The 12,273-nt window shown below is 65.9% G+C and carries 14 protein-coding genes; 9 read left to right on the top strand and 5 right to left on the bottom strand.

The annotated features are described in order from the left end of the window. The 8 genes from ACQR1L_RS25090 to ACQR1L_RS25055 all read left to right on the top strand — a co-directional run. Positions 1 to 624, top strand: a 624-nt coding sequence (locus ACQR1L_RS25090) for a response regulator (protein WP_434860584.1), incomplete at its 5' end; no start/stop codon positions are given. A 25-nt stretch (positions 625 to 649) separates the two neighbouring features. Beyond that, on the top strand, positions 650 to 1,123 hold the full coding sequence (locus ACQR1L_RS25085) for a chemotaxis protein CheW (protein WP_434860583.1): 474 nt from the start codon (positions 650 to 652) through the stop codon (positions 1,121 to 1,123). Positions 1,124 to 1,191: 68 nt separating this feature from the next. Next, a complete protein-coding gene (locus tag ACQR1L_RS25080; RefSeq protein ID WP_006613312.1) occupies positions 1,192 to 1,557 on the top strand; it encodes a response regulator in 366 nt (121 codons plus the stop codon). A gap of 73 nt (positions 1,558 to 1,630) precedes the next feature. Beyond that, the gene (locus ACQR1L_RS25075) at positions 1,631 to 2,821 is read left to right on the top strand and encodes a protein-glutamate methylesterase/protein-glutamine glutaminase (protein ID WP_434860582.1); all 1,191 of its coding nucleotides are present in this window, start codon (positions 1,631 to 1,633) and stop codon (positions 2,819 to 2,821) included. Beyond that, positions 2,818 to 3,687 (top strand): CheR family methyltransferase, encoded by an 870-nt coding sequence (locus ACQR1L_RS25070; RefSeq protein WP_434860581.1) that lies wholly within the window; start codon positions 2,818 to 2,820, stop codon positions 3,685 to 3,687. Before ACQR1L_RS25075 ends, ACQR1L_RS25070 begins: the two co-directional genes overlap by 4 nt. 173 nt (positions 3,688 to 3,860) lie before the next feature. Next, the gene (gene kaiC, locus ACQR1L_RS25065; protein ID WP_434860580.1) at positions 3,861 to 5,600 is read left to right on the top strand and encodes a circadian clock protein KaiC; all 1,740 of its coding nucleotides are present in this window, start codon (positions 3,861 to 3,863) and stop codon (positions 5,598 to 5,600) included. Further along, positions 5,597 to 5,893: a circadian clock KaiB family protein gene (locus ACQR1L_RS25060; RefSeq protein ID WP_009028388.1), complete on the top strand. Its 297-nt coding sequence runs from the start codon at positions 5,597 to 5,599 to the stop codon at positions 5,891 to 5,893. The genes kaiC and ACQR1L_RS25060 overlap by 4 nt, the downstream gene beginning before the upstream one ends. A gap of 11 nt (positions 5,894 to 5,904) precedes the next feature. Beyond that, positions 5,905 to 7,392, top strand: coding sequence for an HWE histidine kinase domain-containing protein (locus tag ACQR1L_RS25055; RefSeq protein WP_434860579.1), 1,488 nt, complete (start codon positions 5,905 to 5,907; stop codon positions 7,390 to 7,392). Here ACQR1L_RS25055 and ACQR1L_RS25050 read toward each other — a convergent pair whose 3' ends face one another. The 5 genes from ACQR1L_RS25050 to ACQR1L_RS25030 form a co-directional block, all read right to left on the bottom strand. Next, positions 7,393 to 7,773: a response regulator gene (locus tag ACQR1L_RS25050; protein ID WP_434860578.1), complete on the bottom strand. Its 381-nt coding sequence runs from the start codon at positions 7,771 to 7,773 to the stop codon at positions 7,393 to 7,395. It lies immediately after the preceding gene. A gap of 110 nt (positions 7,774 to 7,883) precedes the next feature. Beyond that, positions 7,884 to 9,059: a glutathionylspermidine synthase family protein gene (locus ACQR1L_RS25045; RefSeq protein WP_434860577.1), complete on the bottom strand. Its 1,176-nt coding sequence runs from the start codon at positions 9,057 to 9,059 to the stop codon at positions 7,884 to 7,886. Positions 9,060 to 9,271: 212 nt separating this feature from the next. Further along, complete coding sequence (locus tag ACQR1L_RS25040) at positions 9,272 to 9,685, bottom strand: hypothetical protein (RefSeq protein ID WP_434860576.1); 414 nt, start codon at positions 9,683 to 9,685, stop codon at positions 9,272 to 9,274. A 2-nt stretch (positions 9,686 to 9,687) separates the two neighbouring features. After that, positions 9,688 to 10,092 (bottom strand): DUF350 domain-containing protein, encoded by a 405-nt coding sequence (locus ACQR1L_RS25035; RefSeq protein ID WP_434860575.1) that lies wholly within the window; start codon positions 10,090 to 10,092, stop codon positions 9,688 to 9,690. Between the two features lie 69 nt (positions 10,093 to 10,161). Beyond that, positions 10,162 to 10,911 carry a GntR family transcriptional regulator gene (locus ACQR1L_RS25030; protein ID WP_434860574.1) on the bottom strand — a complete coding sequence of 250 codons (750 nt, stop codon included), beginning with the start codon at positions 10,909 to 10,911 and terminating at the stop codon, positions 10,162 to 10,164. A 202-nt stretch (positions 10,912 to 11,113) separates the two neighbouring features. Between ACQR1L_RS25030 and ACQR1L_RS25025 the strand changes: the two genes are divergently transcribed. Further along, positions 11,114 to 12,121: an ABC transporter substrate-binding protein gene (locus tag ACQR1L_RS25025; protein WP_434860592.1), complete on the top strand. Its 1,008-nt coding sequence runs from the start codon at positions 11,114 to 11,116 to the stop codon at positions 12,119 to 12,121. Positions 12,122 to 12,273 lie beyond the last annotated feature (152 nt).

Here is a 12,273-nt window from a genome sequence, read left to right as displayed (position 1 = left end):
ATCCTGGTGTTCGCCGACGAGACCCGTGCGATGGGCCTCGTGGTCGACGAGATCATCGACATCGTCGAGGAGCGGCTTCACATCCAGGTCTCCGGCGCCAAAGACGGCATTCTCGGCTCGGCCGTGATCAAGGGCCAGGCCACCGAGGTGATCGACGTCGGCCACTTCCTGCCGATGGCCTTCGCCGACTGGTTCATCCGCAAGGAGATGGCCACGGAAGCGCAGACCCAGTCGGTGCTGCTGGTCGACGACAGCCCGTTCTTCCGCAACATGCTGGCGCCGGTGTTGAAGTCCGCGGGCTACAAGGTACGTACGGCTTCGTCCGCGATCGAAGGTCTCGCCACGCTGCGTTCGGGGCACACCTTCGACATCGTCGTCACCGACATCGAGATGCCGGAGATGAACGGTTTCGAGTTCGCCGAGACCATCCGCGCCGACCAGAACCTGCATCATCTGCCGGTGATCGCGGTGTCCTCGCTGGTGTCGCCGGCGGCGATCGAGCGCGGCCGCCAGGCCGGTCTCTACGACTACATCGCCAAGTTCGACCGTCCGGGTCTGATTGCGGCGCTGAAAGAACAGATCGAGGAAAAGGCCCGCGCCGAAGCCGCCAAGCGTGCGGCGTAATGGGGCAGGGCAGGAGTAGCGTGCGATGAGCAGCAACAAGATCGAGACCACCGACGGCGCAGTCGCCGAATACGTCACGGCCGTGATCGGCGGCCAGCTGTTCGGCCTGCCGATCTCGCGGGTGCAGGACGTGTTCATGCCCGAGCGGGTGACGCGGGTGCCGCTGTCGTCGGCGGAGATCGCCGGCGTACTGAACCTGCGCGGCCGCATCGTCACCGTGATCGACATGCGGGCGCGGCTCGGCCTCGCCAAGGCCGATGACGGCAAGCCGCCGATGGCGGTCGGCGTCGATCTGCGCGGCGAGTCCTACGGCCTGCTGATCGATCAGATCGGCGAGGTGCTGCGGTTGCCCGAGGAGAGCCGGGAGGAAAATCCCGTCAACCTCGACCCGCGCATGGCGAAGCTCGCCGGCGGCGTGCATCGCCTCGATGGCCAACTGATGGTCATCCTCGATGTCGATCGCGTGCTCGAACTCGCAGCCGACAAGATGGCGGCCTGAAGACCGCGAAATGAGTTCAGCGACGCAGCGGGCGTCGCTGTTTTGGACCCTGAGCTGGTGAGGCTGAAATGAGAACTTGTCTGGTAGTTGACGATTCGAGCGTCATCCGGAAGGTGGCGCGCCGCATTCTCGAAGGTCTGGATTTCCAGATCGTCGAAGCCGAGGACGGCGAGCAGGCGCTTGAGATCTGCAAGCGCGGGCTCCCCGACGCGGTTCTGCTCGACTGGAACATGCCGGTGATGGACGGCTACGAGTTCCTCGGAAACCTCCGTCGCATGCCCGGCGGCGACGCGCCGAAGGTGGTGTTCTGCACGACCGAGAACGACGTCGCCCACATCGCGCGCGCGCTTCACGCGGGGGCCAACGAGTACATCATGAAGCCCTTCGACAAGGACATCGTGACTGCAAAATTCCAGGAAGTCGGGCTGATCTGACTTCCGCTGCGAGCGACGGCCCGTGGTCATCCGGGGTTGCCGTCGCCCTTTGCCTCTGTCCTGTTGGTGAACTATGAGCGTCGCGTTGGCCAGTTCTTCGATCCCAAGTTCGACCAGACAGGAGCCTCTCCGGGTGATGGTCGTGGACGACTCCGTCGTCATCCGCGGCATGATCTCGCGGTGGATCAGCTCTGAGCCCGACATGGTCGTGGCCGCCTCGTTGCGCACCGGCCTGGAGGCCGTCAATCAGATCGATCGGGTCAATCCCGATGTCGCCGTGCTCGACATCGAGATGCCCGAACTCGACGGTATCGCCGCGCTGCCGAAGCTGCTTGCCAAGAAGAAGAACCTCGCCGTCATCATGGCCTCGACGCTGACCCGCCGCAACGCGGAGATCAGCTTCAAGGCGCTGTCGCTCGGCGCGGCCGACTACATTCCGAAGCCGGAGAGCACGCGCGAGGCCTCGGCCGCCGACAATTTCCACTACGATCTGATCCAGAAGATCCGCAATCTCGGCGCCAAGGCGCGCCGCGCGGCTGCGCCCGTCGCCTATGCGCCGTCGCCCGCGCCGCAGGTGCAGGGATTGCGGCCCGCCGTGGTGCCGCGTCCCGCCGCGGCGCCGATGCCGGCACCCGCCGCGCCCGCGGCCGCTCTGGCGCGCCGTCCCTTCAGCACGCAGATGCCGAAGGTGCTTCTGATCGGTTCCTCGACCGGCGGTCCGCAGGCGTTGATGTCGGTGGTCACCGAGCTCGGCCCGGTCATCGACCGCTTCCCGGTGCTGATTACGCAGCACATGCCGCCGACCTTCACGACGATTCTGGCCGAGCATCTGGCGCGTTCGAGCCGCCGTCCTGCCCATGAGGCGGTCGATGGCGAGATCGTGAAGGCCGGGACGATCTATCTTGCGCCGGGCGGACGCCACATGCGGGTGACGCGCCATGGGGCCGATGTCGCGATCGCGCTCGACAACGGGCCCCCCATCAACTTCTGCAAGCCGGCGGTCGATCCGCTGTTCACGTCGGCCGTCGAGGTCTGGCAGGGATCGACCCTGGCCGTGATCCTGACCGGCATGGGCTCGGACGGCATGCGCGGCGGCAAGGACGTCGTCGCCGCCGGAGGCAGCGTGATCGCGCAGGACGAAGCGACCAGCGTGGTCTGGGGCATGCCGGGCGCCGCCGCCAATGCCGGCATCTGCGCGGCGATTCTTCCCTTGAACCAGATCGCGTCGAAAGTGGTGCGTCTGTTTGCTGGAGACCGTTCGTGACACCCCTGGACTATGAGTTCTTGCGTAAGCTCCTCAAGGAGCGGTCCGGTCTCGACCTCTCTGCCGACAAGCAATATCTGGTCGAGAGCCGGCTGCTGCCGCTCGCGCGCCGCGCCAATCTCCCGGGCATTCCGGAGCTGGTGCAGAAGATGAAGAGCGGCGGTGAGCAGCTCACGACGCAGGTGGTCGAGGCGATGACCACCAACGAGACGTTCTTCTTCCGCGACAAGATTCCGTTCGATCATCTGCGCGAGGGCATCCTGCCGGAGCTGATCAAATCGCGCGCCAGCCGCCGGACCCTGCGCATCTGGTCCGCCGCCTGCTCGACCGGGCAGGAGCCGTATTCGATCGCGATGTGCCTGCGGGAATTCGGCCCGGCGCTGGCCGGCTGGCGCATCGAGATCGTCGCCACCGACCTGTCGCAGGAGGTACTGGAGAAATCCAAGGCGGGTCTCTACAGCCAGTTCGAGGTGCAGCGCGGACTGCCGATCCAGCTCCTGGTGAAGTACTTCACCCAGCTCGGCGAGATGTGGCAGCTCAGCGCCGACATTCGCGGCATGGTGCAGCACCGCCAGCTCAATCTGCTGCAGGACTTCTCGCATCTCGGCAAGTTCGACGTGATCTTCTGCCGCAACGTGCTGATCTATTTCGATCAGGACACCAAGGCGACGATCTTCGAACGCATGGCCAAGCTGATGGAGCCGGACGGCACGCTGCTGCTGGGCGCCGCTGAATCGGTTGTCGGCATCACCGACGCCTTCCGGCCCAACCAGGACCGGCGAGGCCTGTACCAGATCAATCCGGTCCGCAGCCCGCGCGGCGGCGCCGCGCTGCTGCCCGGCCTCAAGGTGGTCGCGGCGCGCTGACCGCAGGTCGGGCGGCAAGCCATTGAACGTCCGGCGCAAACGCCGGCCGGGAATGGCTGGATCAGTACGCAGTGCAAAATCTTTTTCCGAGGATGGAACCTTTTTCCTTCCCAGGCGTCGATTCACGCCTTGGTGTGGCCTGAGCGTGTTCGCTCGACGGCGGGGGAAAATTGATGAAAACGAGTATGCGTCCTCGGATTGTGACGCGGGACCTCCCTGTCATTGCGAAATCTCCGACCGGGATCGATGGACTCGACGAGGTCACCTTCGGCGGCTTGCCGCAGGGGCGGCCAACGCTGCTGTGCGGCGCCGCCGGCTGCGGCAAGACCTTGTTTGCCATGACGTTTCTCTACAACGGCGCGGTCGACTTCAACGAGCCCGGCGTCTTCATCGCGTTCGAGGAGCAGCCCGAGGACCTGATCAAGAATGTCGGCTCGCTGCGCTATGACATCGAGCGCCTGATCGAGCAGAAGAAGATCGTCGTCGACCACATCCATCTCGATCGCAACGAGATCGAGGAGGCCGGTGACTACGATCTGGATGGCCTGTTCATCCGTATCGGCTTCGCCATCGATTCCATCGGCGCCAAGCGCGTCGTCATCGATACGATCGAGACCCTGTTCGGTGGCCTCGACAACCAGGCGGTGCTGCGCTCGGAGCTGCGTCGGCTGTTCGAGTGGCTGAAGAGCAAGGGCGTCACCGCGATCATCACCGGCGAGCGCGGCGACGGCACGCTGACCCGCTACGGCCTCGAGGAATATGTCGCCGATTGCGTGATCCTGCTCGACAACCGCGTGCATGACCAGCTCTCGACGCGGCGGCTGCGTGTCGTGAAGTATCGCGGCACGGCGCACGGCACCAACGAATATCCCTTCATCATCGACCAGGAAGGCATCACCGTGATGCCGATCACCTCGTCGGGCCTCGCGCATGACGCATTCACCGAGCGGGTGTCGACGGGCATTCCCGATCTCGACGACATGTTGGAAGGCCAGGGCTACTACAAGGGATCGAGCATTCTGGTGTCCGGCATGGCCGGCGCGGGCAAGTCGACGGTCTCGGCGCATTTCGCCGATTCGATCTGCCGTGCGGGACAGCGCTGCATCTACTTCGCGATGGAGGAATCGCCGCAGCAGATCGTCCGCAACATGAAGTCGGTCGGCCTCGACCTGCAGCAATGGGTCGATCGCGGCCTGCTGCGGTTCTCCGCGCGACGGCCCAATCTGTACGGTCTAGAGACGCATCTCGCGTCGATGCATCGCGAGGTCAAGGAGTTCGATCCCGCCGCGGTCGTGGTCGATCCGATCTCCGCGCTGATGGGGGCCGGCATCGCGGGCGACGTGCATTCGATGACCTTGCGCCTGATCGACTTCCTGAAGTCCCGCGGCGTCACTGCGCTGTTCACCAATCTCGGCGCGGGATCGGCCGATACGGCGACGACGGAGATGCAGATCTCCTCGCTCACCGACACCTGGCTGCTGCTCTACAACCGCGAGAGCAATGGCGAGCACAACCGCCAGCTCTATCTGTTGAAGTCGCGCGGCATGGCCCATTCGAACCAGGTACGCGAATTCGTCATGCGCGCCGATGGCATTTTCCTTCGCGAGGTCTATGTCGGTCCGGACGGCGTTCTCACCGGTTCGGCCCGGCTTGCCCAGGAGGCCAGGGATCGTGCCGATCAGATGCTGCGCAGTCAGGAGATGGAGCGGCGCGCGCGCGACCTCGAGCGGCGCCGCCGCGAGATCACGGTGCAGATCGAGACGCTGAAGGCTCAGCTTGCGAGCGAGGAGGGGGAGATGGAGCGTCTGAAGCTGGAAGGCAGTGCCGTCGAGGATCAGCGTTCCGCCGATCGCATCGCGCTCGTGCAGAGCCGTTCGTCGAGACCCTCCGCTGCCGCGGGCCCGAGCAAGTGACGGCCGCTGCAATGGAACAGGATGGCTACAATCTCCGGCTCTACGTCGCCGGCCAAACGCCGAAATCAGTCGCGGCGCTCGCGAACCTCAAGAAGCTCTGCGAGACGCATCTGCCAGGCCGCTACACCATCGAGGTCATCGACCTCATGAAGGATCCGGCCCTCGCCCAGCGTGATCAGATCGTCGCGATCCCGACGCTGATCAGGCAACTACCCGAACCCCTCAAGCGAATCATCGGCGATCTCTCCAATGCGGAGAAGGTGCTGGTTGGTCTGGATATCGCACCGAGCTGAACGGAGGATGCGTGGCATCAACAGACGCGATGCAGGCGGAACGGCCTCGCAACGAAGCCGAGGAGACGGTCGAAGCCATTCATCGCGGCAGTGTCGATGCCGTGGTGGTGCAGGGCCCGTCGGGACCCCAGGTCATCATGCTGCAGGGCGCCGATGCGCCCTATCACGTGCTGGTCGAGCGCATGAGCGACGGCGCGCTGACGCTCGATGAAGACGGCGTCATCGTCTACGTCAATTCGCGGCTGTGCGCGCTGACCGGCCTCGGCGCGAACGAGCTCGTTGGGCGCCGCTTCGACACCCTGTTTGCCGGATCGGTGCCGCAGCAGCGCACCGACGATGCCTCGACCGACGCGCAGCTCTGCCGCGCCGACGGCGGTCATCTGCCGGTGTCGGTGTGGATGCGGCAGATGGCGATGGGCGGCGTGGTCGCGACCCTGGTCACGCTCACCGACATGTCGATGCAGCGTCGCGCCGAGGAGGTTGCCACGGCCGAGCGCTTCGCGCGGTCGATCCTGGAGCAGGCAACCGACGCGATCGTGGTCTTGGCGCTCGATGGCCGGATCACGCATGCGAGTTGGGTGGCCGAACAGCTGGCCGAGCGCGCGCCGGTCGGGCAATTGTTCTCGGAGGCGTTTCCGCTCGACGCGCAGAGCGCCAATCAGGAGGGCACGCTGACGCGCTTCTCGCGCGAAAGTCTCGACCAGGCCCTGGCGACCAGGCCGTTTCACGGCGTCGAGGTGGTGTTGCGCAACGACCGCGTTGCGGGACGGTCATTCCTGCTGTCGGGCGGGCCGCTGGTCAACGACGCCAAGGAGGCTGTCGGCTCGATCGTCACCCTGACCGACATCACCGAGCGCAAGCGCGCCGAAGAGCAGCAGACCATGCTGGTGGCCGAGCTGAACCACCGGGTGAAGAACATCCTGGCGATCGTGCAGTCGGTGGCCGGCCAGACCCTGCGGACCTCGCCGTCGCTGCCGGCCTTCAACAAGGCGTTCTCCGGCCGCATCCAGGCGGTGTCGATCGCCCACGACATCCTGACCCAGACGCGCTGGATCGGCATCGGCCTCAACGAACTGCTGACGACCGTGCTCGCGCCCTATGGCGTCGGCGAGGGGCGTATCGCCGGCGACGGCCCGCCGGTTCTGCTGGAAGCGCGGCTGGTGCTGCCGCTCTCGATGGTGCTGCACGAGCTCGCGACCAATGCCTCCAAATACGGCGCGTTATCGGCGCCGCTCGGCCGCGTCGCGATCTCCTGGCGCCTGTGCGACGGCGACCGCCGTCTCGAACTCGTCTGGCTGGAGCGCGGCGGCCCGTCGATCGAGGGCGGCGGCGCGCGCGGCTTCGGCACCACGCTGATCGATCGTGTCGTGCGCTTCGATCTCGACGGCGAGGCGGAGCTGAACTTCGAGCCTCAGGGCATCCGTTGCGTCCTGGCCTTTGCGCTCAGCGCCGAGACGACGCCCGAGCATGTGCCGGCGTCGGCCGTGCAGCCGGACTGATCACCGCGACAGAAAGGTCGTGGTGCACATCGCCCGCAGCGCGCGTTCGTCGAACGGCTTGGCGAGCCGCGGCAGGGCGCGGAATTCCGGCGGGAACAGCGTCGCGTCGTCATAGCCGGAGGTGATGACGATCTTCAGCTCGCGCGCGATCAGTTGCGGCAGCACCGCGAAGATCTGCTCGCCGCGCAAATTGACGTCGAGCAGCGCGCCGTCGAGGCCGCCGCGCTCGGCTTCGCGCAATACGTCGCCGACGCGCGAGACTGGGCCCACGACCTCGCAGCCGAAGCCCTGCAGCACCGTTTCGAGCTCGAGCGCGATCAGGCCCTCGTCCTCGGCGACCAGGATGCGCAAGCCTTCGAGAGCGGTGTCCTCAGCCGTCATGCCTCATCCCGACGATGCACGCCTTACGTGCGCTGGCAATTCCCGTCCTGGCTCTATCTAATCATCTCGACCGGCCTGTCGAGGCGTTTTCGCGCAGCGGCGTTAATAACCTACACGATCGCATGCGGCATAAAGCGCGAGCGGTTGCCGGTGATCGGGCTTTCGTCCTCGCGGATCGACAGCCCGCACGGCTGGTGATCGACCAGCCAGCTGCCGATCACCGGAAAGACGCCGCCGAAATCCGGCAGCGGCGCCAGGGCCTGGCGGATGAAGCCCTCCGCGCCGTAGGGGCCGTCCTGCGCCGACAGCGCGATGCCGTCCGCCACCAGGCTGACATTGGCGCCCTCGCGCGAATAGATCGGCTTGCGCACGAAGCTCGGGCCGAGGCTGGCCGCTCTCGGATCGTCCTCGAAATAGGCCGGCAGCAGGTTCGGATGGCCTTCGTTCATCTGCCACAGCAGCGGCAGGATGCCCTTGTTCGACAGGATCGCCTTCCATGGCGGCTCGAGCCATTGCGTGGCGGCGCTCTCGAGCTTGGCGCCGAACGTGTCGCGGAACATCCATTCCCAGGGATAGAGCTTGAAAGCGAGCGCGATGTCCGCGTTGGCGAGATCGACGAAGCCGCCACCGGTGTCGCGCCAGCCGATGTCGGCGATGTCAAACACGGTTGTCGACAGGCCGGCTTGCGCGGCGGTGTCGGCGAGATAGGCCAGCGTGGCGGCATCTTCGGCTTCGGCCGTTAGTCCCGCCAGATGCACGCGGCGTCCCTTCCCCAGCACGCGCCAGCGCTCGATCAGCCGCTCGTGGATGGAGTTGTACTGATCGGCGCGCCCCGGCAGGATCCGGCGCTCGATCGCCTGCTCCAGCCAGGTCCATTGGAACACCGCGGCCTCGAAGATCGAGGTCGGCGTATCCGCATTGTATTCGAGCAGCTTCGCCGGGGCGCGACCGCCATCGCGGAATCCCTGGAAGCTCAGGTCGAGCCGGCCGTACAGGCTGCCGTCGCGGCGCCGCCAGCTCTCCGCCAGCAGCGGCCAGACCGCCTCGGGAATCTGCAGCCGGCGCAGCAGCGCCTCGTCCGTGACGACGCGGCCGACCAGGTCGAGGCACATCTGCTCGATCTCGGCGGTCGGCTCCTCGATGCCGAGCTCGATCTCGGCGATCGTGAACGCATAGTAGGCGCGCTCATCCCAATAGCGCTCGCCGTCGAGTTCGTAGAAGTCGAACCCGCATCGCGCCGCCGTCTCGCGCCAGTCGTCCCGCTCGGGGCAGGGGATGCGCTGCATCTGGCCTACCTTCGGACGTCATGAAGCGCGCTGCGCCAGTGGACACTGCGCGCAGCATATCTGGCCGCCGGCACCATCGGGTGCCGACGTTGCATCGGAGCCATTCCGATCAGTCGGCAGGCGCGTTTTTTATGATTGTTGGTCTGTGTCAAAGATCCGAATCCAGGAGACATCGCAAACGCGGTGTTTTCACGGCGCGGGCGCGACGGAAATCAGCCGCCGCCTCCGAAGCCGAAGCCATGTCCAAAGCCGCCGAAGCCGCCACGCGAGACATGGGCGGAGGAAGCGTCCGCGACATGGCTCGGACTGCTCGAACTGCTCGAGCTGTGTGAGTCCGACGTGCCGCTCGAAAATCCCCACCGCCCGGAGCCGCTGCCGCCGCCACCGCTGCTGCTCGAACGGCGCGTGCTGCACTCGCTCGGCTGCGGCTGGCCGGCCATCGTCGGCGTCTCCGCGCCCGGCTGCGGACAGCTCTGCTGGTGCGGCATCAGCGCGTAGGCGGTGCCGCCGACGGCGAGCGTGCCCATCAGCAGCAGCGCGACCTGGCCGGAGCGCTTCACCGGCGGCGTCGGCGGCGGCGGGGGCCGCGGCCTGCGCTTGCCGAAGTCGATGTGTTTCCCGGCCATGGTCAGTAGATCATCGAGGCGGCGTTGAGCGCGCCGGCGGAGAGCGAGGCGAGTCCAAGCCAGATTGCCGAGGCCAATTCACCGGCGACGATGCGGTTGGCGAGGTCCGGCACGGGGATGCGGACAAGATAATAGACGATCACCTGCACGATCAGCGCGACCAGCGCCCAGATCAGGCAGTCCAGCACGTTGGCCGAATGGGCGATGGCGCTGACCAGCGGCAGCGTGAAGCCGAGCAGGCTGAGGCCGAGCGCGATCGCCGCCGACGGGTGATTGTCCCGGATCAGCTGGAACTCGTTGTAGGGCGTCACGTGGGTGTAGATGAACAGGTACGCCGTCACCGCGACCAGCGCGGTGCAGAAATAGACAAGGAAGGCCGGCAGGCCGGCGAGGGATTGCAGGATCATGATCAGGCCCGACGCGGGAAGCTCTCTTCTGTCGCGCCGCCAGCCTGACCGGTTCGACGTGAAGAAAGTCTATCCGCCGGTCTCGGGCTTGGCCTGCGCCAGCATCTGCAGCACGGAATCGCCGGTCTTGCGGGTATGGGCGCTGAGCGCCCGCGCGAACCCCTGGGCGTCGCGGGCGCGCAGCAGCGCCATGAAGGCCTCGTGCTCCCGCAGCGACTCGTCCCAGCGGCTGGCATCGTAATTGGCGACCGCGCGGGCCCGGAAGACGCTGGCGTGCAAGGTGCTCCACATGTTGAGCAGCACGGCGTTGCCGGCGAGCCTGGTGATCTCCAGGTGAATCTGCTGGTTGAGGCGGAAATAGGCGGCGCGCTCGGACGCGCCGTGCAGCGCCACCAGCTCCGCATGCATCGCGTCGAGCTTCGCAATGTCATCGACCGTGGCCCTGATGGAAGCGGCCAGGCCGGCGGCGGCGTCGAGCGCGACCATCACGTCGAAGATCTCCGCGATCTCGCGCGCATCGATCGGCGTCACCACCGGCGTGCGGTGCGGGCGCAGCTCGATCAGCCCCTCGGCGGCGAGGATCTTGAACGCCTCGCGTAGCGGCGTGCGCGACACGCCGAAGGTCTCGCACAGCATGCGCTCGGGCAAGGCTGCGCCGGCCGCGAGCTCGCCGTCGATGATCATCTCGCGCACCTTGGCGACGAGCTGGTCGTGCAGCGACAGCCGCGCCAGCGGCCGCGTCGGCTGGTCGGAGGAGAGCTTCAGGCGCGCGGGCTTGAAGCGCGTTTTCAGCCTGGGCCGGGATGCCGGGGTGGTCATGGCTGCTGCGGTGGCTCCCCTGTGAGTGCCTGAATTTCGGGCGAAGCGCCCGCGGATCAGGCAAATCAGGCATAATTGATGTAGTAAAAGCTATTGAAATAACGATAAAAAATCAAGATTGCATATCGCATCCAATTGGCATGGGGTTTGCTGAAAGGCATGTCCAAGGGCAGCAAGAGCCTGCCGATCGCCTGCCGTGGAGATGACCGTGAACCGTTTCGTGCTGCCCATTCTTGCCTTGCTCGCGCTGGCGCTGCCGGCCGTCAGCTTCGCTGACGACATGCCCAAGATCAAACTCGGCTACGCCAAATGCGCGCACTGCACACCGATGTCGCTGACGCCGCAATTCGCCGAGGGCGTATCGATCGATGCGGTCGGCTTCAACACCGGCACCGATGCGCTGACCGCGCTGGTGTCGAAGAACATCGACGTCGCGCAGGTGACCTATTTGCATTACGCCATCGCGCTCGACAAAGGTTTTGACGTCGTCGCCATCTCCGGCCAGGTCAATGGCGGCTCGGCGATGCTGCTCGCCAACGACATCGAGCTTCCGCAAGGCGACTGGGGCGCGCTGAAGGCGCTGATCGCGAAGTACAAGGCCGACGGCAAGCCGTTCCGCGTCGCCGCCTCGCGCGGCAATGCGCAGGACATCCACATGCGCGGCGCCTTCGCCAAGCAGGGCATCGACATCAACAAGGACGTGCAGTTCGTCAACATCCCCAATCCGTCCGACCATCTGCAGGCGCTGCGCCGCGGCGAGGTCGAACTGATCTGCACCGTCGAGCCGTTCGCCACCCAGATCATGCAGGCCAAGGCGGCAAAATTCTTCGGCTTTCCCTACGATCAGGCCGCCGGCAAGTTGACCAACCTGATCCTCACGCGCTCCGACGTCATCGCCTCGAACCCGAAGGCGCTGGAGGGCGTGGTGCGCGCGGTGGTGAAGGTCGACGCCCACATCGCCGCCGACAAGCCGGCGCTGATCGAGGTGATCTCGAAGATCACCGGCTTGGACAAGGCCATCGCGACCGGCGCGGTCGAGAACCTCGATCCCGATCCGAAGATGTACCGCTCCTCCGCGCTCGCCATCGCCACGATGATGCGCGACCTGAAGTACATCAATTCGGACGTCACGGCCGCCGTCGAGAAGAACCTCGACTACCGCTTCCTGGAAGCGGCGACGGGCAAGCCGAAGACCGAGCTCGGGTATTGATGAAGCGCTAATTGCGCCGCGGCGGGATGTCACCTCTCCCCGCGTGCGGGGAGAGGTCGGATTGCATCGAAAGATGCAATCCGGGTGAGGGGGACTCTCCACGCACCGTGCTCGCGGAGAGTCCCCCTCACCCCAACCCTCTCCCCGCAAGC

Origin of the sequence: Bradyrhizobium sp. HKCCYLR20261, from assembly GCF_051168435.1 — a bacterium.
Taxonomy (GTDB): Bacteria; Pseudomonadota; Alphaproteobacteria; order Rhizobiales; family Xanthobacteraceae; genus Bradyrhizobium.
The sequence above is the reverse complement of the archived record's forward strand: the minus strand, read 5'-3'. Positions and strand labels throughout refer to the sequence as shown.

Bases quoted from the DNA above. Each gene is read 5' to 3' on its own strand.
- ACQR1L_RS25085 (WP_434860583.1), top strand. From the start codon at position 650: ATGAGCAGCAACAAGATCGAGACCACCGACGGCGCAGTCGCCGAATAC.
- ACQR1L_RS25080 (WP_006613312.1), top strand. From the start codon at position 1,192: ATGAGAACTTGTCTGGTAGTTGACGATTCGAGCGTCATCCGGAAGGTG.
- ACQR1L_RS25075 (WP_434860582.1), top strand. From the start codon at position 1,631: ATGAGCGTCGCGTTGGCCAGTTCTTCGATCCCAAGTTCGACCAGACAG.
- kaiC (WP_434860580.1), top strand. From the start codon at position 3,861: ATGAAAACGAGTATGCGTCCTCGGATTGTGACGCGGGACCTCCCTGTC.
- ACQR1L_RS25050 (WP_434860578.1), bottom strand. From the start codon at position 7,773: ATGACGGCTGAGGACACCGCTCTCGAAGGCTTGCGCATCCTGGTCGCC.
- ACQR1L_RS25045 (WP_434860577.1), bottom strand. From the start codon at position 9,059: ATGCAGCGCATCCCCTGCCCCGAGCGGGACGACTGGCGCGAGACGGCG.
- ACQR1L_RS25040 (WP_434860576.1), bottom strand. From the start codon at position 9,685: ATGGCCGGGAAACACATCGACTTCGGCAAGCGCAGGCCGCGGCCCCCG.
- ACQR1L_RS25035 (WP_434860575.1), bottom strand. From the start codon at position 10,092: ATGATCCTGCAATCCCTCGCCGGCCTGCCGGCCTTCCTTGTCTATTTC.
- ACQR1L_RS25030 (WP_434860574.1), bottom strand. From the start codon at position 10,911: ATGACCACCCCGGCATCCCGGCCCAGGCTGAAAACGCGCTTCAAGCCC.
- ACQR1L_RS25025 (WP_434860592.1), top strand. From the start codon at position 11,114: ATGACCGTGAACCGTTTCGTGCTGCCCATTCTTGCCTTGCTCGCGCTG.